Below are 26,996 nucleotides of genomic sequence, written 5' to 3'. Positions count from 1 at the left end.
AAATTTAAATAATGCGAACATTTGTTATAGGCGACATACACGGAGGATTACGCGCACTTGAGCAAGTGTTGAATAAAGCCAAAGTTACTACCGAAGATACTCTTATTTTTCTAGGTGATTATGTAGACGGCTGGAGTCAGTCTGCTGAAGTCATCGATTTTTTAATTGACCTTAAAAGCAAACAAAAATGCATTTGCATCAGAGGAAATCATGATCAGCTGGCACTAGACTGGCTTGAAAACAGGCATGAAGATTTTGATGAAGAAATGTGGTACAAACATGGCGGAAAAGCTACTGTTGAAGGATATTCTAAACTTTCTGAGGAAAAGAAGAAAACTCATATTGCTTTTTTAGAATCTCTGAAAGACTATTATCTGGATGATGAAAACCGTCTATTTGTTCACGCCGGATTTACCAATTTAAATGGTGTGGTCTGGGAATATTTTCCGAAATTATTTTATTGGGACAGAACTCTTTGGGAATCGGCACTTGCTTTGAACCCAGCTTTAACACCCGATGATTTATATTATCCAAAACGTTTTACGGTTTATAAAGAAATTTACATTGGACACACTCCTGTTACGCGAATTGGAGAAACGGTTCCTATAAACAAAGCTTGTGTTTGGAATGTTGATACAGGCGCTGCTTTTAAAGGGCCTTTGACGATTATGAATGTGGATACAAAGGAGTTCTGGCAAAGTGAACCGTTAAATGAATTATATCCTGACGAAAAAGGTAGGAATTAAAATATTAAATATACATTTGCACCGCAAAATAATTAATATTTAATTTTATGAAAAAAGTTATTACACTCTTGTTTTTAGTATCATTCGGATTTGTTAATGCTCAAAAAGCTTTTACAGGCAAGGGAGATATCAGAGTAAATGTTGGTGCTAACCTACAAGATGGTGGTTCTGGAATTCAGGGTTCTGTTGATTTTGGTTTAGGAGAAAATTTCTCTTTTGGTTTTGTTTCAAATTATTTACTTGGTGTAAACAATTTTAACGGAATTTATGGTGATCACCCAACTCCATACAATGATTACAAACCAGAATTCAAAGATCGTTTTGATGCAAAAGCAAGAATTAATGCTAACTTAAGCAGTGTTATTGGAGTAGAGCAATTAGATGTTTACCCAGGTTTAAGTTTAGGTTTGAAAAATTTTGGAGGTCACATCGGAGGTCGTTATTTCTTTACTGACGGATTTGGTGTTTTCACGGAAATTGGTTTTCCAATTGCAAAATATAGCAGTGATAATGATGTATTTGATCACTTAAACAATCAAGCTACTTTCAGTTTAGGAGCTTCATTTAATTTAAATTAAACTTTTAAGTTCCAAAGGCTCATAGGTACAGAGGAACAAAGTTTTTAAATAGAAAAACCGCCTTATGGGCGGTTTTTTTATTTTTATTATAAATCACTTTGTGCCTTTGAACCTTTGCAACTTTGAGCCTTACTTAAAAAATCATTTCAGGAATTTCTCCTTCAATAATCAAATCAGCTTCAGTTGATGCGATGATATGCTCGACAGAAACTTCTGGCGCTCTTTCTAAGAGCTTAAAACCATTTTTAGTTACTTCGAGAACTGCAAGCTCAGTTACGATCTTTTTAACGCATCCTACACCCGTTAATGGCAAAGTGCATTTTTTTAAGATTTTAGATTCACCTGCTTTGTTCACATGCATCATCGCAACAATAATATTTTCGGCAGAAGCTACTAAATCCATTGCACCTCCCATTCCTTTTACCATTTTTCCCGGAATCTTCCAATTGGCAATATCGCCGTTTTCAGAAACTTCCATTGCACCCAGAATTGTCAAATCGACTTTTTGGCTGCGAATCATTCCGAAACTAAAAGCAGAATCAAAGAAACTTGCTCCCGGAAGCGTTGTAATAGTTTGTTTTCCTGCGTTAATAATATCGGCATCTTCTTCGCCTGCAAAAGGAAATGGCCCCATTCCGAGGACACCATTTTCACTTTGAAATTCTACTGCAATATCTTCTCTAACATAATTCGCAACCAATGTCGGAATTCCGATTCCAAGGTTCACAAAATACCTGTCTTTAACTTCTTTTGCAATTCGTTTTGCTATATCTTCTTTACTAAGTGCCATATTTATAATGTGTCAATTAGAGAATTTGATAATTAGATAATTCAAAAAAACAATTATCTAATTGTCGCATTATCTCAATTATCTAATTCTTAACTCTAACGGTTCTTTGCTCAATACGTTTCTCAAATTTTTCTCCCTGAAAAATACGTTGTACCATAATTCCTGGAATGTGAATTTGATTTGGATCCAAAGTCCCGACAGGAACCAGTTCTTCAACCTCAGCAATGGTAATTTTTCCTGCACCGGCCATACACGCATTAAAGTTTCGGGCAGTTCCTTTAAAAATAAGATTCCCGGCTTCATCGCCTTTCCATGCTTTAACAATTGCAAAATCGGCTTTGAAGGCTTCCTCCATAATGTGCATTTTGCCATTGAATTCACGAGATTCTTTTCCTTCGGCAACTTCTGTTCCGTAACCTGCCGGAGTAAAAAAAGCAGGAATTCCCGCTTGAGCTGCGCGACAACGTTCTGCTAAAGTTCCTTGAGGTGTAAGTTCAACTTCTAGTTCACCTGAAAGCATCTGGCGTTCAAACTCCGCATTTTCGCCAACATAAGAGGAAATCATTTTCTTGATTTGTTTCTTTTGCAAAAGCAATCCCAAACCAAAATCATCAACTCCTGCATTATTAGAAATACAGGTTAAATCTGAAATCGAAGTATTAACCAATGCGGCAATAGTATTTTCAGGAATTCCACATAAACCAAAACCGCCAAACATTATTGTCATACTGCTTTCAATTCCTTGAATTGCATCATGAACATTATTTACTTTTTTTGTTATCATAACAAAGTGTCTTTATTACTATATATTTTTGATAAAAATAAGATTTTTAGATTGAATTATATCGATTTCGTAAAAAATAAAATATCCCGTAAAAAAATATCCTTTTGTCCTCTTCTAACTTTAGAAGATTTCAAAAGGATAAATTTATTTTAAAGCCAAATTAAGTTTACAACTCAAATTCGTCTGTATTTTGATCTGTCTCTGTTGTATCTTTTACTACTGCAGGTCTTTGATAACAATCCACTTTTATCGAAAGGTTAGCCGGACGCTCAAATTCCGATTTTGAAACCTGAAGTGCTTCATCAGCGTAGCATTTTTTCATAAAATAAGCCCAAACCGGCAATGCTGCTGTAGCACCTTGTCCGTAAGTCAAACTTTTGAAACGCGCTGAACGGTCTTCACAACCAACCCAAACTCCGGTTACTAAATTTGGAACCATTCCCATAAACCAACCGTCTGACTGGTTTTGCGTTGTTCCGGTTTTACCCGCAATTGGATTTTTGAACATATATGGATATCCTGTCCAACGATTATCACCGCTTCCACCGCCTTGTGTACGTAAACGTGCTCCAGAACCAGTTTCAGTAACACCTTCTAACAATTTAATTACCGCAAAAGCGATATCCTTATTTAAAACATCATGAGATTCCGGAATTGGTTCATAAATAACCTCACCGCTTTTGTTCTCAATTCTGCTTAAAAATTGTGGTTTTACATAAACTCCCTGATTTGCAAATGTACTATATGCCGCAACCATATCTTCAACTGTAATATCAACGGCTCCAAGAGCAATTGAAGGCTGAACCGGGATTTCAGTTTTAACACCTAATTTTTTTGTCAATTCAACAACAGCTTCAGGGCCAGTTCTGTCAATTAATTTAGCAGAAACCGTATTAATAGAATTCGCCAAACCTTGTTTTAATGTTACCATTCCACGATATCTGTTATCAGAGTTTCTTGGTTCCCAATCTTCTGTTACGTGATGACGTCCTTTATGAATCATAAAAGGTCCATCAAGAATAGAATCGCATGGAGACATATTAAGTTGTTCAATAGCAGTTGCATAAACAAATGGTTTGAAAGTAGAACCAACTTGTCTTGCACCCTGACCAACGTGATCGTATTGAAAATATTTATAATTGATACCTCCAACCCATGCTTTGATATTTCCTGTTTGAGGTTCCATTGCCATCAAACCAGACTGTAAAAAGTGTTTGTAGTAACGAATAGAATCTAATGGTGTCATGATGGTGTCACGCTCTCCCTTCCAAGTAAAAATTCGCATTTGCGTTTTTACTTTGAATGATGCGATAATATCATCTTCGCTTTTGTCCATATCTTTCATAATAGCCCAGCGCGAAGAATTTTTCATTGCCTGCATCATGATTCTATCTGTTTCAGCCTGAGTGATATTTACGAAAGGCGCATTTTTATTGGTTTTCATTTCAATAAAAAATTGCTGTTGAAGATTTTTCATGTGTTCAGAAACTGCTTCTTCTGCATAAAGCTGCATTCTTGAATCGATAGTCGTATAAATTTTCAAACCATCTTTGTAGATATCATAATCAGAACCATCTGGTTTTTTATTTTCAGCGACCCATTTTTTCATGTAATCACGAAGGTATTCTCTGAAATAAGTAGCCGTTCCTTCACGGTGACTTTCAAGCTTGAACTTCAATGTAATTGGCAAAGCCTGTAATCTCAATTTTTCTGCAGTGGTAATCATCTTTGCTTTTTCCATCTGCGAAAGCACCACATTACGACGATTTTTCACACCTTGTGGGTTACGAACTGGATTGTATAATCCAGAGTTTTTGAACATTCCGACTAAAATAGCCGATTCATCCATTGTTAAATCTTTTGGATCTTTAGAGAAATAAGTCTGCGCTGCCGAACTTACTCCAACAGAATAATTTCCGAAATCGTAGACATTGCAATACATGGCCAGAATTTCGTTTTTGGTATATTGTCTTTCCAGACGAATCGCAATAATCCATTCTTTTATTTTCTGAACAATTCTAAAAGGCAAAAATTTAGAACCTTCACCGTGAAATAATTGTTTTGCAAGCTGTTGTGTTAAAGTACTCGCACCACCATTTGTTCCCAAAGTAAAAACGGCTCTTAAAGTTCCACGTCCATCAATTCCAGAATGTTCATAAAAACGTGCATCTTCTGTCGCAACTAATGCTTCAACCAAACTTTTTGGCAAATCAGAATATTTCAACTGAGATCTATTGGTTTTGAAATATTTACCAATTACAACTCCATCAGAAGAAATAATTTCAGTAGCTAAATTTGAATCCGGATTTTCCAAATCTTCAAAAGATGGCATTGAACCGAATAATCCCCAAGAGGCAAATAAAAAGAAAGCCAAAATACCTAGCAAAGTATAAGCAAAAACCCGCCAGAACTTCTTTTTATAGTAATTAATATCTTTAACGCTATTTGATTGATTGTTTTTCTTAGCTGCCATAATTATTTCTAATCTTTTTGTTCTATTCTAAAACCTACGTCTGTAATACCTTCTAAAGCTTCAACACCAGGAATTTTGCCTGATTCTCTAACAGCTTGTTTAATATGAACTTTATATTTTCCTTTAAACTTCACATCTTCTTTATAAAACAGCTTGCTTTCTTTTATGTCTGTAAAACCGTTTCCTAACAAAGTTCCGTCTGGATTTGCCATTTGATATTCTAACGTATCTACTTTTGTAAAACCGCTTGGCGTTTCAATAGCAACAATCAAAAACAAATTATTAAAAGGATAATTGTTGTTATCTCTCAAATTTACAAATAAGTTGTATTTTTTGGTAGAATCTAAAACAGGCAAATCAAAAGTAACAACGCTGTCTTTGTGCCATGCACTCCCAACGGATTTGTACTCATCAAACACTCTTTTTTTATCACAAGAGAAGAGTAGTATTGCAACCAAAAGAAGAATTCCGCTATTTTTTATTCTCATTTTTAGTAATAATTATTGGTTTTCTAGGCTCAGCAGGCTTGTTTTCATTCTGTTTATTTTCATTTGGTTTATTTTTATTAGAATGATTTTGCTTGTTGTGAGGTTTATTCGATTTATTCGGATTTCCTCCGCCTTGCTTATTATTGTTGTTATTATTTCCTTGCTGTGGTTTGCTCGGTGCCGCGGCAACTACTGCATTTTCAGCATTTGGTTTGCGTTTGCGATTTGGTTTTTTCTTTCTTTTTGGTTGGTCAAAACGAGTTAAACTTTCCTGACCCATTGCATTATTAAAATCCTTTTCAGGTTCTGAAGTTACTTCAATTGCAAAATCTTCTAACGAAGAAACTTTGTTTTTCTGTTTATTCTCGGCAATAATTTCTTTTACCTGATCAATTTTTAAAACATGCCAGTTTGCAAAATTATTGGTATAAGCGAACCACATTAATCCTTTAAAAATATCTTGTTTTTGGCAAACAGCATCTCCTTTTTCGGTTACTAATTTAGTATCATAATCTGGGAAATCTTTTAAGGCATCCATGTAAGTATCTAACTCATAGTTAAGACAACATTTAAGTTTACCACATTGTCCAGCCAATTTCTGCGGATTTAGAGATAACTGCTGATAACGTGCAGCAGAAGTATTTACACTTCTAAAATCAGTTAACCAGGTAGAACAACAAAGTTCACGTCCGCAAGAACCAACTCCACCTAAACGCGCTGCTTCCTGACGGAAACCAACTTGTTTCATTTCGACTCTGGTGCTGAATTCTTTTGCAAAATCCTTAATCAGCATTCTAAAATCGACACGATCATTTGCCGTATAATAAAACGTTGCTTTTGATCCGTCACCCTGAAATTCGATATCAGAAATTTTCATTTCTAATTTATGCTGAATTGCCAATTCACGTGCACGAACTTTCATTGGTTCCTCGCGATCACGCGCTACAGACCAAATATCAATATCTTTTTGAGATGCTTTTCTGTAAATTTTTGGAACTTCATTACTTTCATGATTTACTCCTTTTTTCTTCATTTGAATTTTTACCAATTCACCTGTAAGAGTTACAATTCCAATATCATGTCCTGGTGAAGCAACAGTTGCTACAATATCACCAATACTTAAAGTTAGTTTCTCAGAATTTCTAAAAAATTCTTTGCGTCCGTTTTTGAAACGAACCTCAACACAATCAAAAATTGCCTCTCCATTAGACGGACTCATGTTTGAAAGCCAGTCAAAAACAGTCAATTTATTGCAGCTATCGGTGCCGCAAGTCCCATTATTTTTACAACCCTTTGGTGCGCCACCATCTGAGGTTGAACAACTTGTACATGCCATAATTATATATGTAGTGTTGCAAAAGCAACTTAAGTTCATAAACGTTTAATCGGTAAAGATAGTATTTTTTTTATTCTGCTATATATTGATTAAAACTAATGGTTTGTTAAATAAAAAAAGAAATTTTCTGTCTTTAAATAATTCTGAAAGAGAACTAAAATTTGTTAAGTTTACTAGTACAAAAAAAATAATTTAAACCAACCCAAAAACAAACCTCAGCCACTAAATGAATACTGAAATTTTATTAGACAAACCAAAAGACGAAACAAACTACTTTTATAATTTTAATTTTTCAAAGTTTAAAAAGATTCTTTATCCTCTAGCTATTGTTGCGTTCCTTTTTATCATCAAGCAATTTATTACTAACAATTTTTACATTTCACAGTCAGTGAGAGGTCCAGGAATACTTGATTTAATTGATACTATTAATTCTGCGAAAGAACTACCTGTTTGGGCAGAAATCATAAACAAAATTATCGATATTCTGATTATGGTAGTTGTACTTTGTTGGGAAGCAGTCTATGAAAAAAAGTATAATAAAATTAAATTTATTCTTTTACTCTTCTTGCCATCTACAGTTTTGGATATAGTTTATATGTATGCAGGCCTTAATAGATTAGAATTTTTAAACTCGCTTTATTCTATTTATTTTATTATGAATTTTTTCCCTACCTATTCATTATATGGTGTGTTTAGAAGAAAAATACTTTATGGGGAAAAATTAAGTCTGATGGGATATTTGATTGGAATGATTACCGTAATAAGCATAAGTACAATATATCAGAAAATTGGATCCGTGATACTGATTAACGATTTCCTTACTTCTCTTTACTCATATGGAAATGCGCTTATAAAAGTTTTTATACCATTATCTTTTTTCTATTTTATATTTCTATCAGATTCTGGAATCTCTTTTAAGAATTTTATAAAAATGCCTGCTACTTCATTATTAACAAACAAAAATTTTACAGCACACTTTATAATTTTATTCACTTCTTTGTTTGCTCTTCATTTGAACTTGACGGAAAACGTATCACAATATGCATTTGCAGTTGTAGACCCTACTTTTTCGACTATTTTATATACTTTATTAACGTTTTTTCGCATTATTTTACAAATTGCATTTGTATATTTATTATTCTCTCAGTTATTGTTATTGCAATTGAGTGCACTACGAAGAAAACCTTTATGGATTTACTTTTTTAGTTTTATCCCGGTAATTAATTTGATTCCGCTATTTCTATTTTTTCGTAAAAGTATTCCCTTAACTGATACTCAATATTTTGAAGTGCAGAATAAAGATCAGCAAAATAGATCTTTGCTTCAGTTCTTTATTTTATTTTTAGCAACCATATATGCGATACACACGATTGCTAAGATAGGATTAAGTCGCGAATACTTAATTTGCCTAGTTTTACCTGCTGTCTTACTGTATGTTTTTATATTATATTTTAGATTTGGTATTTGGATTGCTTTTGCATTAGTAGGTATAGCGATACTATTCTTTTTATTTCAAGATATGGAAACCGGTTTGTATTACACTTGCATATTGCTTTATGGTGCTATCGGCTTATACAATCTACACATTGCTTTATTTTGGACAGCCAAAGAATGGGGTGAAATCGAAGAAAACATAATACCTGAAAATATTCAAGAAGTTTAAAAATAAAAAGAGTCGCAATTGCGACTCTTTTTATTTTATGTTCGATTATATATGATGGAACTATTCTAAAATCTTATATACTTTATCAGATAATCTAATTCTGAATGGAACCTCAAAAGTAACCTTATCACCAATCTTTGCAGATTGGGTTTCTGCACCATCAACAATAATTTTATCCAAAATCAATTCTTGCTCTCCTGTTGTTGGGCCAGAAATAAGGATTTTATCACCGCTTTTTAATTCGTGATTTTCTATTGTGAATTGTCCCACTTGCGCTTTTACATAATAATGTTCCGCTTTTCCAAGAAGTACTTTCTTTACTTTTATTTTCTGACGAATATCCGCTGGCTTTTGTGCTGTGCCCAAAGCAGTTTCTGGCAATTCACCTGAATGTTTGAATTTCAAGTTTTCCGATTTTCCTTTTCTGAAAACTTTATTTCCAACTTGTTTCCCAGTTCTCAAACGAACCTGGTCAACCAAAGGCATGTGAATGATTTCTAAACATTCTGTAGAACAGCAGTTTTCCATTGCGGCTTTACATTCATCACATTGAATAAACAATAAATGACATCCATCATTTTCACAGTTGGTGTGATTATCGCAAGGTTTTCCACATTGGTGGCATTGTGAAACAATATCATCTGTGATTCTTTCGCCTAGACGATTATCAAATACAAAGTTTTTACCAATGAATTTGCTTTCTAAACCTTCTTCTTTTAATTGTTTCGCATAGTTGATGATTCCACCTTCTAATTGATAAACATTTTTAAAACCTTGGTGTTTAAAATAAGCACTTGCTTTCTCGCAACGAATTCCTCCGGTACAATACATTACCAGATTTTTATCTTCTTTATGATTTTGAAGCTGTTCGTTGATGATTGGTAAACTCTCTCTGAAAGTTTCAACATCTGGCGTAATCGCATTTTTAAAATGTCCAACTTCACTTTCGTAGTGATTTCTAAAATCAACTACAATTGTGTTTGGATCGTCAAGAATCTCATTGAATTCTTTGGCTTTCAAGTGAACCCCAATATTAGTTACATCAAAAGTTTCGTCATTCAAACCGTCGGCAACGATTTTGTGACGCACTTTAATAGTTAATTTTAAAAAGGAATGATCATCATGTTCTACAGCTTCATTTAAACGAATGCCTTTCATGAAATCATAAACTTCAAGAGTTGCTCTAAAAGCTTCCAAATTTTCTTCAGGAATACTCATTTGAGCATTTATTCCTTCGTTGGCAACATAAATTCGGCCTAATGCATCAAGAGCATTCCAGGCTACAAATAAATCATCGCGAAATTTTTTAGGATCTTCAATTTTGGCATACGCATAGAAAGACAACGTTAGTCGTTGTTGTCCAGCATCATCGATCATGATGGCTCTTTCTTCTGCGCTCAAAGTGTTATACAGTTGCATGCTATAAACAGTTTTAAGTTAAGAATATTTTTTTGAGCGGCAAAAATACGGAAAAAGGTTCATAGTTCCAAAGGCACAAAGCGACAAAGGTTTGACATAATAAGACATTTATTCTTCATTAAGCAATGCTTGTTTGACTGTATTTAATTCCGCGATTTTTTCTTCGCTTACTTTTGGATATTCCAAATCCATTTCATCCAAAGCGTGAATAATGGCTGAAGCAATGGCAATTCGGGCATAATATTTATTATCAGCTGGAATTACATACCAAGGTGATTTTTTGGTTGAAGTATTTTTGATTAACTCTTCATAAGCGAACATATAATCGTTCCAATAGCCTCTTTCTTTGGCATCGGCGGCGCTGAATTTCCAATTTTTATCAGGATTATCAACTCTTTCGATAAATCTTTTCTTTTGTTCTTCTTTCGAAAGATTTAAAAAAAACTTGATTACAACCGTTCCATTTCTGTTTAAATATTTTTCAAAGTTTCGAATATCCTGAAAACGCTCGTCCCAAATATCTTCGGTAATCAATTTTTCAGGGATTTTTTGTCCTCTTAAAATTTGCTCATGTACGCGAACTACCAATACTTCTTCATAATAAGAGCGATTAAAAATTCCGATGCGACCTCTTTCCGGCAAATGTTTTTGGCAACGCCAAAGATAATCATGATCTAATTCTTCAGAACTTGGACCTTTAAAAGAAGAAACCTGACAGCCCTGCGGATTGATACCAGACATTACATGTTTAATGGCGCCGTCTTTTCCCGCCGCATCCATTGCCTGAAATATTATCAGAACCGACCATTTATCCTGCGCATATAGAGTGTCCTGCATTGCGGCCAATGCTTTTACTCCCATTTGCAAAGCTTCTTTTATCGCTGATTTCGATTCATCACCAAAATAAGAAGTCGGTTTGTCCTTTAATGTAAAATTTTTATCGTCACCTACACAAAATTGCTCTGAAAACTTCTTGGCCTTATGAAGTAATTCCTTTTTACTTAATGCTTTTAGATCGCTTGAAGCGCTATTCAAATTCTTCGATTTTATTTTATTTTTTTTTGACATAATAGGAGCTTTTTAGAATTAAAACTGGACACTATAAAAATTCATTCTTACAAAAAGTGCAGTTTAGCGATGTTTTACATCATTTGGTCGGTTTTATTAACATTTGAATATCAATTAGATATAAATTTAATAAAAAATCAAAATGAAAATAATATTTCAAATCTTAATTAAAAAAATGCTAACTTAGCTAAGGAATTATTTGGTTTTTAGTTAGTTGAGTTTTAATGAAATTTAATAAAAAATTAAAAATGAACAAAATCTACCCTCCAGCAATTTTCTTACTTTTTTTATTGTTATCCTGCAAAAAAGAAGCCCCACCACAACCCAAGCCACTTGAGATTTCAGTTACGACCGTTTTACAGCAAGATGTCAAAATAGAATCTGAATATACTGGACAAACTTTTGGTCAATCCGATATTCAAATTAACCCTCGCGTTGATGGCCTTATCGAAAGTATAAATTTTAAGGAAGGAAGTTTTGTTACCAAAGGACAGCTTTTATATACCATCGATGCACTGCCATACAGAGCCAAACTTAATGAAGCTGAAGGTGGCGCCGCAGAATCGCAGGCACGATTATCAAAAACCAAATCAGATCTGGACATGATTGCTCCATTGGCAAAAATGAATGCAGTCAGCCAAAGAGAATTAGTTTCGGCTAAATCAGCATACACTGCTTCTGTCGCTCAAATCAAAGCGTCTGATGCATCAGTACAAAATGCAAAAATTGAATTAGGCTATTGCCGAATCGTTGCACCAATTTCCGGATTAATCGGAATTTCGAAAGTGAGAGTTGGCGATTATGTACGTCCCGGTGCAGCTTCAATTTTAAATACTATTTCAGATTTAGGAGATGTCAGAGTTCGTTTCACCATGAGTGAGCAGGAATTTTTACGTCTTTACAGAGAATTCAATAAACCGAATTCGGCTTTAAAAGGTTCCGGAGCATCCGTAACTTTAAAATTGTCGGATGGTTCGATTTATCCTCAAACGGGAAAAGTAAGTTTTACCGACAGACAAATAGATCCCGCAACCGGCGCCATCACATTTGAAGCCGCATTTCCAAATCCCGATAAATTACTTCGTCCGGGACAATATGCAAAAATTGCATTGCTTACCGACATTCGAAAAGATGCCATTGTAATTCCGCAGCGTGCTGTTATAGAAGTACAAGGTATTTATCAGGTTTATGTTTTAGGAAATGACAACAAAGTACAAATGCAAATTGTAAAACCAGGACCGGCGGTTCAAAATGGATATATTATTGAAGAAGGTTTAAAACCTGGCGACAAGATAGCCATGGGAGGTACTTCACTATTGAAAAATGGAAGCGTTATTACACCAAAAGTCACACAGTGGCAATTAGGCGATACAGAAACTGCAGTTACTAAATAATAATCTAGATACATAGTATTATGGGAGAATTTTTCGTTCGAAGACCAATCGTTGCTATTGTAATCAGTATTATTATTGTGATACTTGGATTACTGGCTTTACAAAAAACGCCTATTTCGCAATATCCGGATATTAATCCTCCTGTTGTAAAAATTACAACTTCTTTTACAGGAGCAAATGCGCTGAATGTTGAGCAGGCAGTTGCAACACCAATTGAGCAAAAAGTAAACGGTGTTGAAAACATGTTGTACATGAAATCCATCAACACTTCTGATGGAGCTTGTACCATTGAGGTAACTTTTGATGTAGGAACCAATCTGGATAATGCCAATATGCTTACCCAAAATAGACAAAACCAATCGGCTCCTTTTATGCCTTCGAGCGTAAAACAACAAGGGGTTGTGGTAAAAAAATCTTTGTCTTTCCCGATGATGTTGTTTACGGTTACCTCAACCAATCCAAAATATGATGCCAAATTTTTGAACAATTATGCGAGCATTAATATTGTAGATCAATTGGCTCGTATCAAAGGAGTTGGAGAAGTTACGCTGTTTGGAGGAAGTGATTATTCAATGAGAATTTGGCTTAAAGCCGATATGATGAGCAAACTCGGCATTACAGTTGAAGATGTAAAAAATGCATTGAATGCCCAGAATATGATTAGCCCCGGAGGAAAATTTGGCGCTGAACCAGCTCCTGCTAATACCGAATTCACATACGGTGTAACACTTCAGGACCGATTAGTTACCGAAAAAGAATTTGGAAATATCGTAGTTCGAAGCAAGGAAGATGGAGCACAAGTTTTAATGGGGGATATTGCCCGAATTGAATTGGGAACAGAAAATTACAGTTCAACCGCCCGAAGAAACAGTTCGCCAAGTGCCGTTGTAGCAGTGTACCAAATGCCCGGAAGTAATGCTCTTGATGTAGCTGAAACTGCAAAAAGCACCATGAAGCTTTTGTCTGAGAAGTTTCCAAAAGATATCGAATATCAGGAATCTTTAGATACCACTTTAGCGATTACCGCGGGAGTTGATGATATTGTTCACACACTTTTTGAAGCCATTATATTAGTAATTTTAGTAGTATTCATTTTTCTTCAAAACTGGCGTGCTACTTTAATTCCGTTGATTACCGTTCCGGTTTCACTTATCGGAACCATTGCGGTTTTTCCGTTATTAGGATTTTCCATCAATACATTATCACTTTTAGGATTAGTACTTGCAATTGGAATTGTGGTCGATGATGCGATTGTGGTTGTGGAAGCCGTTATTCATCATATTGAACATGGCAAAAGTCCGAAAGATGCCACCGTTCAGGCGATGCGAGAAGTATCTGGTCCTGTAATTGCGATTGCCTTGATTTTATGCGCTGTGTTTATTCCGGTTGCGATGACACCAGGAATTACCGGACGTTTTTATCAGCAGTTTGCCATAACGATTGCCGTCTCGGTCGCGTTCTCGGCCTTTAGTGCATTGTCTCTAAGTCCCGCCCTTTGCGCCATGTTATTAAAACCAACAAAACCAATTGAAGAACAAACGGGATGGCTTGCGAAATTCTTTGCCGGATTTAATAGAATCTTCGAAAAAGTTACCGGAAAGTACATCAGCGGAGCAACATTTTTTGCTAAAAAAGCAATTCGAATTGTCCTTTTATTAGTAGTAATATTAGTAGCTACCGCATTTTTAGGAAAGAAAATTCCGTTAGGTTTTATTCCTGAAGAAGATCAGGGTTATGTTTTGGTAAATATTGCATTACCTCCAGCATCTTCATTACAGCGAACTGATGAAATCTCTAAAAAAGTAGACAGTTTCCTAAAAGAAGAAAAATCTATTTTGTCTTATACCACGATAAACGGATTTAGTATGCTTACTAACTCTTATCAACCTAACAACGCTTTTATTTTCATCTCATTAAAACCTTGGGAAGACAGAGAAGAAACGGCCAAACAATTTGTGGACAGATTTAACATGAAACTTGCCACTCAAATTACAACGGCAACCTGTTTTTCATTTGGTCCTCCCGCAATTCAAGGTTTAGGTGCATCGGCAGGTTTTAGTTTAATGTTGCAGGACAGAGGTGGAAATACGCCTCAATATCTTGCGGAACAAACTCAGGCTTTTATCGCCGCCGCACAACAACGCCCAGAAATAAAACGAATTTACACCACTTTTAATGCCGGAACACCGCAGGTTAAATTAGATATTGACAATGACAAAGCAATGAAATTAGGCATTCCGGTTTCTAAAGTTACAGAAGCATTGGGAGCCTTTTTGGGAGGAAGTTATGTAAACGACTTCAACCGATTTGGTCGTCAATATAAAGTTTATCTTCAAGGTGAAGCGGCTGATCGCGTACGACCAGAAGATTTAAATTTAATTTATGTCAAAAATAATGCTGGCGATATGTTGCCAATATCAACACTCGTCACAGCAACAAAAGTAACAGGTCCCGATTTTACCAATCGTTTAAATCTATTCCGATCGGCAGAAATCGGTGGAAGCCCAAATGACGGATATAGTAGTGCGCAAGCCTTGACAGCGCTCGAAGAAGTCGCCAAACAAACTTTACCCGCAGACATGAGTTTCGACTACATCAACTTGTCTTATCAAGAAAAACATTCACCGGGAGGAGGTTCGGTTTTCATAATGGCATTAGTCTTTGTGTTCTTAATTCTTGCTGCACAATATGAAAGCTGGAAACTGCCTTTTAGTGTATTGCTTGGAGCTCCTTTTGCTGTATTTGGTGCCTTTTTAGGATTAATGCTCGCCAGATTTGGAAGCGATGCCTACGTCAACAATGTATTTGCCCAGATTGGACTCGTATTATTAATTGGATTAGTCGCCAAAAATGCCATTCTGATTGTGGAGTTTGCCAAAGAAGAATATGAAAAAGGAAAACCGCTGTACGAATCGGCGATGGTGGCGGCGAAACTCCGTTTCCGTCCAATTTTAATGACGGCTTTTGCATTCATTCTCGGAGTAGTTCCGTTATTGACAGCAACTGGTGCGGGTTCGCAAGCTCGTATTGTAATGGGAATGGCGGTATTCAGCGGTATGTTAATCGCCACGGTTTTGGGTGTATTAATTGTACCTGGTCTATTTGTAATGATTGAAAACATCGGAAAAAAGAAAGATGATGCAGTCGTATCTACGGAAGATAATGTGGAACCAAATACTACAGACCATGATTAAGAGACATAAAATAATCGTTGTTATATTTATCCTGATACTATTTCCATTGGGCTGTATGGTTGGACCAAAATATAGCAAACCAGAACAACAAAAGTCAGATTCGTATAAAAACGAAAGAAACTTAGACAGTCTGGCGAACGTAACCAATTTAAAATGGTTTGATCTTTTTAATGATGACGTTTTGAAAGATCTGATTAAAAAAGGATTGGAAAACAATTACGATTTAAAAATCGCAGTTTCCAGAATCGATCAGCTTCGTGCTCAATTAGGTTATGCAAAAGCCGATTTATTTCCAAGTTTTCAATACGGAGCAACAATAAACAGTAACGATAAAAACTTTACGCCTTCAACTGCCGGAGCAAGTATGTCTTGGGAACTTGATTTTTGGGGAAAATACCGTCATGAAAATAATGCTGTACAAGCCGAACTCTTAGCTACTGAAGAAGCCCGTAAAGTGGTACTCTCCGATATCGTCAGCAATATTGCATATGCCTATTTTCAAATGCGAAATCTGGATGAGCAACTGGAAATTACCAAATCAACGCTTGAAACAAGAGAGAAATACTATGAAATTATAAATCAAAGATTTAAAAGCGGTTATATCTCTGAAGTTGATAAAGTACAAATTGAACAGCAAGTAGCAATTGCAGAAGCTGCGATTCCGAACATTCAAAGACAAATAACCTATCAGGAAAATACAATTGCTTTGCTTACCGGACAACTTCCGACTGAAATTCCGAGAGGAAAAAGCAATACTGAATTACGAATTGTTAGTGAAATTCCGCTTTCACTTCCATCAGCTTTATTAGAAAACAGACCGGATGTAAAAGCAGCCGAATTAAGATACAAAGCAGCAAATGAAAGAATTGGCGCAGCGCAGGCGATGCGTTTTCCTTCTCTAAATCTAGCCGCAATTGCCGGCTTCGCGAGTGCCGATTTAAGCAATTTATTTTTGGGAAGTTCGTATTCGCAAAATGCATCAGCCGGAATTGCAGGTCCAATATTTGCCTTCGGAAAAAACAAAAGAAGAGTCGAAATCAACAGACAACAAGCGGAACAATTTAAGTTCATTTATCAAAAAACCTATATTGGCGCCGTTTCCGAAGTCGAACAATCTATTCAAAACATCAAAACATACAAAGAAGAATGGAAAGCCCGCGACAGACAAGTTCAGGCGGCTTTAATCAACTTTAAACTTTCCCGCGAAAGATATGACAGCGGTTACGTTTCTTACTTAGAAGTTTTGGATGTCGAAACCAACTTGTTCAATGCACAATTAAGCCTGGCACAATTATCTGAAAGACAATTAAGCTCAATGGTTGAGTTATATAAAGCACTTGGCGGGGGATGGAGTCTGTGAGATACTAAGTTGCTGAGATTCTAAGATACTAAGTTTTTTACTAAATGCATAAAACAACAAAAAGCACTATAAAAATAGTGCTTTTTGTTTTAAATCTTTGCTCCTTAAAAATCTTAGAATCTCAGAAACTTAGAGTCTTAGGATCTTCAAAAATTAGCAAAACTCGTTAAACGCATCTTGCAAATTCTCAGCGATCATTTCAGCTGGACGTCCTTCGATGTGGTGACGCTCTAACATGTGAACCAATTCTCCGTTTTTGAACAAAGCCATAGATGGCGATGATGGAGGAAAAGGAAACATATGTTGTCTTGCAGCATCAACCGCTTCTTTATCAACACCAGCGAAAACTGTAATAAGGTGATCTGGTTTTTTAGCGCCTTCTAAACTCATTTTTGCTCCCGGACGTGCATTTCTTGCAGCACAACCGCAAACAGAGTTTACAACAACTAAAGTGGTACCTTCAGCTTTGATAGCATTCTCAACAGCTTCGGCACTATGTAAATCTTGAAAACCTGCAGAAGTCAATTCAGCTTCCATTGGTCTTACCATGTCTAGTGGATACATATTCTTGTTTTTTTAAATTAACTTTTGAGTTGCAAAGTTACAAAGTTTAGTCGCAACTCTTTAATTTGAAGTATAAACTTTTGTTATAGTTCGATTGATAAAGTCGAAAGTTGGAAAGTCATAAAGTCGAAAGTCAAATCAAATCTTAAAAAAGCTGCTTTTTTATGGATTAAAATCCAACAAAAAATCTATTTCTCAACATTATTTACCAAACTTCATTTGATAAGGATATGTCTCATAAAAAGCATTGTCCTCATTAATAGAAAAACCTTTTGCAGCATCTTCTCTTGCAATTTTTATTAAAGCCATTACTTCCTCTTTAGTCTTCCCTTGTTTTAGCCAACACACTGCCTTATAAAACTTTGCATCTGAAAATTCAGGATAGATTTTTAGAGCTTTATCAAAAATAGCAATTGCTACATCCCATTTCTTAAGCTCATATTTAGCAATTCCCTGATAAAAATAAGCCGTTGGATGTTCTAATTGTTGCCTGTTTTTATAAATATCAGCGACATAATCATCCAAAAGCTTTTCTGCTTTTTCATATTCATTAAGTTGCAAATAACAAAGTGCGATATAAAAACTATAGGTATGATCCATTCTGTAATTATTACCGTAAAGCTTGATAGATTCTTCCAAGTCGACGATGGCTTCCTTATAGTTTTTAGAAAATATACATTTCATAAAACCACGATACGGCAACCATTCTTTTTTGTCATATAGCACCGCTTTATCTAAATAAGGCATTCCAATTTCGTACTTTTTACATTTAAAATACGGCATCGCTTTCTGTTGCCACAAATAAGCAACCGTACTGTCTTTTTTCAAACCTTGGTCTAAACAATCTTGCCATTCGGTCATTTCAATAATATAATTATGTTGTTCAGCACATTTCGTCAAATATGTGGCGATAATCGCGTCTTGTGCCTTATTAGTAGAAACTTGCCCAAATGACAAAAAAGTAAAAAGGAAACTAAATCCAAGAATAGTGTTTTTCAAAATTGTGGTTTTTATGTTTATTTATTTCGAAAGAAAATCACCCTAAATAACGATTTTATAAATGGAATTTTAGGACATTTCAAGATTACTTTAAAATCTTCAATTAAAGAAGTTTCTTCATCCAAAAATTTAAAAATCAAAGCTGGATTTCCTTTTTTGAATAAGGAAGAAAAAATGGAACTTCCCAATTCATTATGACGATACAGAATATCCAAAAGCAATAAATCATAAAACCAAAAACGACTTTTTTTATGAAAATCCTTCATTTTCAAACTTTCGTTTTGAAGAAATTCAACCAATTGTGAAGATTTTTTATCTGAGTTTTTAAATGTATAACCTGTGCTGGCTTTTGTCCAACCGCCGGCAGTTCCAATATTTAAAACTCTTTTGGTATTCTTTTTCCAAAAAGGATAACTTGTCATTGGTATGCTTCCTTGCTCTTTTTCCAGAATTTCAAATTGATTTATTCCGAGTTTCTCCAGATAAATTTGAATCTCATTTTCATATGCTTCTTTCGGAAGCAATTTTTCTGAAAACAATGTATATTCAACCAAAGCTTCGGTTTTAGAAATCGGCAAAACATACATAAATCTCGTATTTCCTTTTTGTTCTACCGAAAAATCCATGAAAGTGGCTTGTTCCGGATTGAAAATCTCAATTTCCGTTTTCACAAACCAACCCAAAAAATGTTGTTGCAAAACAGGATATTTCGTTTGACTTTCGGCGAAAGCCTTTGTATAAATACCGTTGAATAAATAATTACAAGTATATCTATTTTCTTCTGTTCCAACAAAAACATGGGTTTCGAGTTCATTGATATCGGTTACTTTTTCATTTAGAAAAGTAATATTCGGCTGATTTGAAATCTTCTCAAAAACGAAATTATAAAAATCTAAACCATTGATTTTATTGTATGAATAAGGTTTTAGCTCTAAATCACGTTTGAAATTTTCATTGGCAAACAGAGCCGAATCCCATTTTTTGGAGATAATCGAATTCCAAATGGATTCTTCTTTTTCCCAAAAACTCCAAGTTCTGTCATTGGTTTTCTTTGAATCTTTATCGAGCAATAAAATTGACTTATCTGAGAATTTGCCCGATAAAACCATTTTATAAACGGTCATTAAAGAAGCCAATCCTGTGCCGGTAAAAATGTAATCGAAATGTTTGATTTGTGAAGAATTCATTCTCAAAAATAAGGAATTTTATTTTTCCAGTTTTTCTAAAAGAATTTTAAAATCATTTGCACTCAAATAGATATTATATTGAAAAATGATTTCGTTTTTCTCATTCAAAACACATAAAGTCGGATATGTAATTTGATTATTAATTGTTCCGAGTTGTAAAGCCAGTTCATGAACGCCGACATTATTTCCGGAAGGCTGAAATTTAAAAACGTGATTATTAAACGAAATATCTCGTTTTTCCTCGGCATTAAAATCAATGAAATAGAAATCAGAATTTAATTTTTGAATGATTTCCTGATTTTTGAATGTTGTCGCTTTCATTCTTTGGCAAAACTGACACCAATCGGTATGGATGAAAACGATTATTTTTCGTTTTTGAATTTGCTGTAAGCGATCAATTTCTTCAAAAGAATTGCTTTTCAGCTGACAGAAACCTGTTGCTGAAATCCCGAAGAAGAAGATTAATAGAAATAGCTTTTTCATTTGTTTTTTGTTTTTTGCCACAGATTTCACAGATTAAAAGGATTTTTCTTTAGATCTTGATTTGCAATTGTCAGGCTGAGCGAAGTCGAAGCCCCGTTCCAATTGGCGCGCCATTCGACTTCGCTCAGGGTGACAAATCACAAAAAAATCCTTTTAATCTGTGAAATCTGTGGCTATAAAATTTACCTCAAAATATATCGCAATCCCAAAAACCCACGAATCGTCTGGTTTTGCCCATAAACATAAGTCGTGTCAAAAGTCAAACCATAAGGATTATCAGGCGTTACCAAAACTTTTCCGGCCGAATCGTATTGCACATTTTTATCAAAAGGATCATTGGTTCTCGAAATCAAAAACGGATTCTTTTGCATTGGCGTAAAATTCAGCAAATTTTTGATGCCGCCATAAAGTTCAAAATTCTTCCAGCCCGTAAACGTAAACTGAATATTCTGAATGCTGTACCAAGGCGAATTTGGACTTCGCGGATCTGTTTCGCTCAGCAAAGGCAATTTCATAGGACTATAAACATTTCCAGTATAATCAACTAATAGATTCCAAGGTTGTATTTTGTATGAAACACTCCAAGTTGCCGTAAAATTCTCTGTCAGAAAAGGTCTTTCAGAAACTCCGTTTTGGACATTTTTATTATCTAAAACCGTTGCTCCGACAATAAACTTTAATCCGGAAGGAAAATTAAGATCGACATTCGTGCTTATTCCTTGACTCAAAGCATATCCGTCGATATTATCGTAAATAATCTTGTTTGGGTCACTTTCGTAGTCAGAAATGATTTTATTGCTAAAACGGGTGTAAAAAGCCGTTGTTTCGATGCCCATAAAAGTTCCGTTGCTAAAATTAATTTTCTGAATATAATTCAAATTCACATTTACAGATTGTTCCGGTTTCAAATCATTCGCAATTACAACGTCTCTTGAACCTGTTAACGCGGCGTGATCTTCGGTAAATAAATTCACAACTCGAAATCCGGTTCCGGCATTTAATCTGAAAATTGTGTTTTCATTGGCTTTGAATCGATACGCAAATCTCGGCGTAAAAATAGAACCGTGAATCGAATTATAGTCATAACGCATTCCGAGCAAAATTTGACTTTTTGGCGAAAATGTAATTTCGTCCTGAACAAAAATTCCCGGAAGCCAAGTGCTTTCTGCTTCTTTGGTTGCCGTTGTGTTGTCATCATAATACGAATATCGGCTGGCGATTCCGGCCAATAAATCATTTCTTCCGATTTTTTTATCCCAGGTCAATTGCAAAAAACCAATTTTCTGATTTGCGATATAAGAAGTCGTTCCGTAACGGCTGTCCTGATAATGCACATTTCCAGAGAAAGAAAGCATCAGTTTTTCTTCAAATGGCAATTGATAACTCCCTATTAATTCAGCTCTTTTGGTATAAATACTTTCGCCGTAAATTTCGTCGCCTCCGCGGAATTTCTTTTCCCAGCGCACATCTCCGCCCCAGCGATCTTCATACATTCCACGCACCGCGACTGTAAAAAGGCGATTATTATTTCGCAGAAAACTCCATTTATTAAAAACCGAAATTCGGTCAGAAAGCGTCACATCCGTAAAATTGTCTTTGTCTTTATCAATAACCTGATCGTAATTGAAATAATTCAGTCCCAAAAGCGCATTGGCTTTTTTCCCGACATTAAACTTCATTCCCAAATCAAGATTGTTTTCCAAATAAGTCGTCGTAAAATAATCGGCAGAAAACATTGGAGCGTTTGTTGGGTTTTTGGTAATAATGTTGATCAAACCACCAACCGCTTCACTTCCATAAAGAGACGACGCCGGACCTTTTACAATTTCGATTCTTTCGACCAAAGAATTCGGAATTCCGGACAAACCATAAACAGTAGAAAGACTACTTACAATTGGCATTCCGTCAATTAAAATCAAAGTATAAGGACCTTCCAATCCGTTTATATGAATATCGCCCGTGTTGCAGACACCGCAATTAAGCTGAGGCCGAACGCCATTTACATTTTGAAGCGCATCGTAAATACTTGGCGTCGGATTTTTTTTGAAGAAAACCGGCGAATAAACCTCAACCGGAACGGCACTTTCCAAACGTTTTACAGGTTTTAAAGTTCCGGAAACTACAACTTCGTTCAATTCATTTTGGTCTTCGTTCAATTCAAAATCAAGATTTAGGTTTTGATTTTCTAAAACTGAAATTTTTTGGGTTATTGGTTTGAATCCAGTCGAGGTCACGTGAATTTTATAATTTCCTTTTGGGACATTTTCTAATTTATAAAATCCGATTGAATCGGTTTGTGCTTTAAAGTTTGTATTTAATAGGCTGATATTAATTTCCTGTCCAGCAGGAATTAATCCGTCAATTTTTCCCGTGATATTTTGTGAATAAAGGCGTGTAGCAGAAATTATTAATATTGTCAAAAATAAATATTTCATTCTTATAAAATTAAATTTAGACAAAGCTAAAAATTAAATTCGACAAATATTGTTTCTAGTTGTAATAATTTTAAACAGATTGAATTCAATGTGTTAGATTTTTGTTTTTATCACACAAAACAAAGTCTCAAAGTTGTTTTTATTAAATGCTTTAATTATTTAATCTCGCAAAGACGCAGAGACGCGAAGTTTTTTTCTAATTTCACTTTGCGACTTCGCGACTTTGCGAGAGATTTTCAGCGCATTGCTAAAAATCTTCATCTATAAGATCTTTATTAATTACAGCTCCGGCGAAAGAACCGGTAGAAACCGCAATAGCAACAGATCGCATTTGTGTTGTACAATCGCCACTCGCATAAATTCCTGGGATATTCGTTTTTTGCATCGCATCGACTTTTACTAAACCTTGTTCATTTATATTGCAACCCAAATCGGCTAGCAACGAGCAATGTTGCTCAAATGGCGGTTTGCTATAAATTGCCTTCACTTCTATTTTTTCTTTATTTCTGAAAATAATATTTGAAACATATCCGTCTTTATGTTCAAACGAATCTATTTCTTCTTCGAAAATTTGAATCCCTTTTTTCTCGAGAATTTGGGTTTGTTCCAAAGTCAAAGTTGATTTTCCATTCGTGCATAATCGAAGATCTTTTGTCCAGTTTGAAATTAATTTTGCGTATTCATAAGCCATTTCGCCATTAGCAATAATCGCTGTTTTCTCATTTTTCACTTCATAACCATGACAATACGGGCAATGCAAAACCGAAATTCCCCAGCAATCTGCAAAACCATTTATATCTGGAAACAAATCTTTGACGCCACTTGCAAACAAGATTTTTCTGGAATTAAAAACTTCACCAGATTCGGTTGAAACTTCAAATCCATTTTCTTTTTTGATTGCTTTTACTGCAAGACCGTTATAAAAATGAATTGTTTTATAAAGATCAACTTGTAATTTGGCTTTCGCCGAAATAACAGCCGGCTTTTCACCATCTTGTGTAATGAAATTATGAGAATGTGGTGTTTGTCTGTTGCAAGGCAAACCACTGTCAATAATCAAAACCTGACGAAGCGAACGTCCTAAACTCATAGAAGCTGAAAGTCCACTATAGCTTCCGCCAATGATAATCACTTCAAAATCTTTCTGTTTCATAATGTTATTTTTAATGATTTTCTTTCTTGTGTAAATTGTAATTCAATAAATGTCCGATTATCATTCCGATTCCGCCGAAGTAAATTAAGTCAAGATGCATTTCAAAAACTATTTCACTCAAAATACTGATCCAAATTAAACTCATCGAAACAACCAAAATTGACGACACTAAAAGCGACGATTTTTTCATAATTTTGATTATTGCAAATAAACCAAAAGAAGCAAAAATCAAATCGATTATTGGGTTATGAATTAGCCCTAAAGGAAGGATTGTTAGAACAGGAAAAATCAAACAATGAACGAGGCAAAATGTCGCGCTTGAAATTCCTAAAATATCGTAAAAAGATGGTGTCGTTTTCTTCATATTTTGTAGATTTGCTTAATGCAATTTAGTTGCAAATATATCACAATTTTATCAATTGCAACATTGTTGCGATAAAATTTTTAATTTAAAAAAAATGAAAACTACACGTAACACAACAGCAAAGACGGCGGTTTTAGAGGTTTTTGAGAAATCTAGAACTGCGCTCTCGCACACCGAAATTCAAAAACAATTGAATGATGTTTGCGATCGCGTCACCATTTATAGAATCCTCGACCGTTTGGTTAACGACGATATCGTGCACAAAATTTCGAACCTTGACGGAACGGTAAAATATGCAAAATGCAATCATTCTAATCAGCGTGTTCACATACATAATCATGCTCATTTTAGTTGTGAAAACTGTCATGAAATTACCTGTCTCGAAAATGTAAAACCGAGTTATATTATGCCTCATAATTATAAAGTGAAAGAAATCAATTTTACATTATCTGGATTGTGCCCAAATTGTTTAAATTCTAACATCTAAGTTTTAGACTCGCCTAAAAATATTGTTCAGCGAATATAATTTTTACATATATTTGTTAAAACAACATTTCTACAATGACCAAATCTTTAGAAGAAGTAAACCAATCGGTTGCTACAGAACATAAAAAAACAGGATTCAGGAAAATTTTAGCCTTTTTAGGCCCCGCATATTTAGTCAGCGTTGGTTATATGGATCCCGGAAACTGGGCAACAGATATCGCCGGAGGAAGTCAGTTTGGTTATACGCTTGTCTGGGTTTTATTAATGAGTAATTTAATGGCTTTGCTTTTGCAGAGCTTAAGTGCTAGACTTGGAATTGTCACACAACGCGATTTGGCACAAGCTTCGAGAGAGACTTATTCGAAATACATTAATTACATCTTATATTTTTTGGCAGAAATTGCCATTGCTGCCTGTGATTTGGCAGAAGTTCTCGGAATGGCGATCGGAATTAATCTTTTATTTGGAATTCCGTTGCTTGAAGGTGTTTTAATTACCGTTCTGGATACTTTCCTTCTTTTATTCTTGATCAACAAAGGAATTCGCAAGATGGAAGCGTTTATAATTGTACTGGTCGCAATTATTGGCTTTTCTTTTATTTTCGAAATGATTTTTGCACAACCTGAGGTTCCAAAAATCCTAGCCGGACTTATTCCTTCTATCCCAAATTCGGCTGCTTTATATATTGCAATCGGGATTATTGGTGCAACGGTAATGCCTCACAATCTTTATCTACATTCTTCTTTGGTGCAAACCAGAAAATTTGACCGAACTCCAGCGGGTATTAAACAGGCCTTAAAATACAATTTTATAGATTCAACTATTGCGCTAAACCTGGCATTCTTTGTTAATGCCGCAATCTTAATTCTCGCCGCCGCAACATTCCACAAAAACGGAATGTTTGAAGTCGCTGAAATTCAGGATGCACATAAATTTCTGGAACCTTTGTTAGGAAACAAATGGGCTCCTCGACTATTTGCAATTGCCTTAATCGCCGCAGGACAAAGTTCGACTGTAACCGGGACGCTTGCCGGACAAATTGTTATGGAAGGTTATTTGCATTTGCGCATTCAGCCTTGGGTCCGCCGAATTATAACACGTTTAATTGCAATTGTTCCCGCTTTAATCGTGATTTACATTTATGGCGAAAGCGTCACGGGAAAATTATTGATTTTAAGCCAGGTTATTCTGAGTCTTCAGCTGGGATTTGCGATTATTCCGCTTATTCATTTCGTGAGTGATAAATCAAAAATGAATGGTTTTCATATTTCAAAAACCACACAGATCATTTCCTGGATTATCGCCGCAATCATTGTTTCTTTAAACGCAAAATTAGTTTACGACGAAATTACTTCATGGCTTGAAAGTTCAAACCATCCAACAGTTCTTTGGTTAACTGTTGTTCCGCTTGCTTTTGCTTTTGCTGGATTATTGTTATACATTGTTTTTAAACCTTTTATTGCAAAAGCGAAGTTAAAGACAATCAATCATTCGCCTCACAATTTAAAATTAAAATTTACGCCACAGGAAAGCCACGCTGTAAAGAATATCGCTATTTCAGTAGATTTCTCAAATGCCGATGAAGCCGCACTCAATCGCGCTTTTGAACTCGGCGGAATGGACGCAAAATACACGCTTATTCACATTGTAGAAACTGTTGGCGCTTTAATGTACGGTGTGAATATACATGACCACGAAACCACTATTGATGAAAAGCTTCTCTTAGAATACAAAAAAATGCTTTCAGAAAAAGGATTCAATATTGAAACTGAACTTGGTTTTGGAAAACCAAACAAAGTAATTCCGAAAATAATAAACGAAGGCAACTTTGATATTTTAGTAATGGGAACCCACGGCCACACAGGATTAAAAGACATTCTTTTTGGCACAACGGTAGATAAATTGAGACATAAAATTTCAATACCTTTGTTGATAGTAAAATAGTTGCTAAGGTTCTAAGACACTAAGATTCTGAGGTTTTCTTTTGGATTCTTAAAACTTAGAACCTTAGTATCTTAGAACCTTAGTATCT

Annotated in this window: 22 protein-coding genes; 8 read left to right on the top strand and 14 right to left on the bottom strand. The window is 35.1% G+C overall.

Annotation, left to right across the window (positions count from 1 at the left end):
* Window positions 1–11: 11 nt before the first annotated feature.
* Both ACNFIH_RS13205 and ACNFIH_RS13200 read left to right on the top strand, forming a co-directional pair.
* Window positions 12–746, top strand: coding sequence for a metallophosphoesterase family protein (locus tag ACNFIH_RS13205; RefSeq protein WP_426483501.1), 735 nt, complete (start codon window positions 12–14; stop codon window positions 744–746).
* Between the two features lie 47 nt (window positions 747–793).
* Window positions 794–1,324: a DUF6646 family protein gene (locus ACNFIH_RS13200; protein WP_035652704.1), complete on the top strand. Its 531-nt coding sequence runs from the start codon at window positions 794–796 to the stop codon at window positions 1,322–1,324.
* A gap of 133 nt (window positions 1,325–1,457) precedes the next feature.
* Here ACNFIH_RS13200 and ACNFIH_RS13195 read toward each other — a convergent pair whose 3' ends face one another.
* The 5 genes from ACNFIH_RS13195 to ACNFIH_RS13175 form a co-directional block, all read right to left on the bottom strand.
* On the bottom strand, window positions 1,458–2,114 hold the full coding sequence (locus tag ACNFIH_RS13195; protein ID WP_426483500.1) for a 3-oxoacid CoA-transferase subunit B: 657 nt from the start codon (window positions 2,112–2,114) through the stop codon (window positions 1,458–1,460).
* A gap of 82 nt (window positions 2,115–2,196) precedes the next feature.
* Window positions 2,197–2,898 carry a CoA transferase subunit A gene (locus ACNFIH_RS13190; protein ID WP_426483499.1) on the bottom strand — a complete coding sequence of 234 codons (702 nt, stop codon included), beginning with the start codon at window positions 2,896–2,898 and terminating at the stop codon, window positions 2,197–2,199.
* Window positions 2,899–3,064: 166 nt separating this feature from the next.
* Entirely contained in the window at window positions 3,065–5,371 is a 2,307-nt protein-coding gene (locus ACNFIH_RS13185) for a penicillin-binding protein 1A (protein ID WP_426483498.1), read from the bottom strand.
* An 8-nt stretch (window positions 5,372–5,379) separates the two neighbouring features.
* Complete coding sequence (locus ACNFIH_RS13180) at window positions 5,380–5,859, bottom strand: gliding motility lipoprotein GldH (RefSeq protein WP_142451367.1); 480 nt, start codon at window positions 5,857–5,859, stop codon at window positions 5,380–5,382.
* Complete coding sequence (locus ACNFIH_RS13175) at window positions 5,843–7,195, bottom strand: PSP1 domain-containing protein (RefSeq protein ID WP_035652688.1); 1,353 nt, start codon at window positions 7,193–7,195, stop codon at window positions 5,843–5,845. Before ACNFIH_RS13175 ends, ACNFIH_RS13180 begins: the two co-directional genes overlap by 17 nt.
* Window positions 7,196–7,421: 226 nt before the next feature.
* Here ACNFIH_RS13175 and ACNFIH_RS13170 point away from each other — a divergent pair, with 226 nt between their 5' ends.
* The gene (locus ACNFIH_RS13170; RefSeq protein ID WP_426483497.1) at window positions 7,422–8,858 is read left to right on the top strand and encodes a hypothetical protein; all 1,437 of its coding nucleotides are present in this window, start codon (window positions 7,422–7,424) and stop codon (window positions 8,856–8,858) included.
* 60 nt (window positions 8,859–8,918) lie between these two features.
* Here the strand turns inward: ACNFIH_RS13170 and ACNFIH_RS13165 are convergent, their stop codons facing one another.
* Together ACNFIH_RS13165 and ACNFIH_RS13160 are read right to left on the bottom strand one after the other, a co-directional pair.
* On the bottom strand, window positions 8,919–10,277 hold the full coding sequence (locus ACNFIH_RS13165) for a rhodanese-related sulfurtransferase (protein WP_426483496.1): 1,359 nt from the start codon (window positions 10,275–10,277) through the stop codon (window positions 8,919–8,921).
* A gap of 108 nt (window positions 10,278–10,385) precedes the next feature.
* A complete protein-coding gene (locus tag ACNFIH_RS13160; RefSeq protein ID WP_426483495.1) occupies window positions 10,386–11,345 on the bottom strand; it encodes a polyphosphate kinase 2 family protein in 960 nt (319 codons plus the stop codon).
* A gap of 248 nt (window positions 11,346–11,593) precedes the next feature.
* On the opposite strand from ACNFIH_RS13160, the gene ACNFIH_RS13155 reads away from it, so the two are divergent.
* From ACNFIH_RS13155 to ACNFIH_RS13145, 3 genes are read left to right on the top strand one after another with little or no spacing between them, the layout of a single operon-like run.
* Window positions 11,594–12,739 carry an efflux RND transporter periplasmic adaptor subunit gene (locus ACNFIH_RS13155; protein WP_426483494.1) on the top strand — a complete coding sequence of 382 codons (1,146 nt, stop codon included), beginning with the start codon at window positions 11,594–11,596 and terminating at the stop codon, window positions 12,737–12,739.
* Between the two features lie 20 nt (window positions 12,740–12,759).
* Window positions 12,760–15,933: an efflux RND transporter permease subunit gene (locus ACNFIH_RS13150; RefSeq protein ID WP_426483493.1), complete on the top strand. Its 3,174-nt coding sequence runs from the start codon at window positions 12,760–12,762 to the stop codon at window positions 15,931–15,933.
* Window positions 15,926–17,293 (top strand): efflux transporter outer membrane subunit, encoded by a 1,368-nt coding sequence (locus ACNFIH_RS13145; RefSeq protein ID WP_426483492.1) that lies wholly within the window; start codon window positions 15,926–15,928, stop codon window positions 17,291–17,293. The genes ACNFIH_RS13150 and ACNFIH_RS13145 overlap by 8 nt, the downstream gene beginning before the upstream one ends.
* 153 nt (window positions 17,294–17,446) lie before the next feature.
* Here the strand turns inward: ACNFIH_RS13145 and ACNFIH_RS13140 are convergent, their stop codons facing one another.
* From ACNFIH_RS13140 to ACNFIH_RS13110, 7 genes are all read right to left on the bottom strand, one after another.
* A complete protein-coding gene (locus tag ACNFIH_RS13140) occupies window positions 17,447–17,857 on the bottom strand; it encodes a BrxA/BrxB family bacilliredoxin (protein WP_035652677.1) in 411 nt (136 codons plus the stop codon).
* Window positions 17,858–18,058: 201 nt separating this feature from the next.
* Window positions 18,059–18,856 carry a tetratricopeptide repeat protein gene (locus ACNFIH_RS13135; RefSeq protein ID WP_426483491.1) on the bottom strand — a complete coding sequence of 266 codons (798 nt, stop codon included), beginning with the start codon at window positions 18,854–18,856 and terminating at the stop codon, window positions 18,059–18,061.
* A gap of 17 nt (window positions 18,857–18,873) precedes the next feature.
* Complete coding sequence (locus ACNFIH_RS13130; protein ID WP_426483490.1) at window positions 18,874–20,043, bottom strand: lycopene cyclase family protein; 1,170 nt, start codon at window positions 20,041–20,043, stop codon at window positions 18,874–18,876.
* Between the two features lie 18 nt (window positions 20,044–20,061).
* Window positions 20,062–20,526, bottom strand: a complete 465-nt coding sequence (locus ACNFIH_RS13125) for a thioredoxin family protein (RefSeq protein WP_035652668.1) — start codon at window positions 20,524–20,526, stop codon at window positions 20,062–20,064.
* Window positions 20,527–20,708: 182 nt separating this feature from the next.
* Window positions 20,709–22,961 carry a TonB-dependent receptor gene (locus tag ACNFIH_RS13120; protein WP_426483489.1) on the bottom strand — a complete coding sequence of 751 codons (2,253 nt, stop codon included), beginning with the start codon at window positions 22,959–22,961 and terminating at the stop codon, window positions 20,709–20,711.
* Between the two features lie 247 nt (window positions 22,962–23,208).
* A complete protein-coding gene (locus tag ACNFIH_RS13115) occupies window positions 23,209–24,114 on the bottom strand; it encodes an NAD(P)/FAD-dependent oxidoreductase (RefSeq protein ID WP_426483488.1) in 906 nt (301 codons plus the stop codon).
* Between the two features lie 10 nt (window positions 24,115–24,124).
* A complete protein-coding gene (locus ACNFIH_RS13110; protein ID WP_426483487.1) occupies window positions 24,125–24,478 on the bottom strand; it encodes a MerC domain-containing protein in 354 nt (117 codons plus the stop codon).
* 94 nt (window positions 24,479–24,572) lie between these two features.
* Between ACNFIH_RS13110 and ACNFIH_RS13105 the strand changes: the two genes are divergently transcribed.
* A complete protein-coding gene (locus tag ACNFIH_RS13105; protein WP_081909399.1) occupies window positions 24,573–24,965 on the top strand; it encodes a Fur family transcriptional regulator in 393 nt (130 codons plus the stop codon).
* 74 nt (window positions 24,966–25,039) lie between these two features.
* A complete protein-coding gene (locus ACNFIH_RS13100; RefSeq protein WP_426483486.1) occupies window positions 25,040–26,908 on the top strand; it encodes an Nramp family divalent metal transporter in 1,869 nt (622 codons plus the stop codon).
* Window positions 26,909–26,996: the final 88 nt, after the last annotated feature.

Source organism: Flavobacterium sp. 2, from assembly GCF_049949195.1.
Taxonomy (GTDB): domain Bacteria; phylum Bacteroidota; class Bacteroidia; order Flavobacteriales; family Flavobacteriaceae; genus Flavobacterium.
The sequence above is the reverse complement of the archived record's forward strand: the minus strand, read 5'-3'. Positions and strand labels throughout refer to the sequence as shown.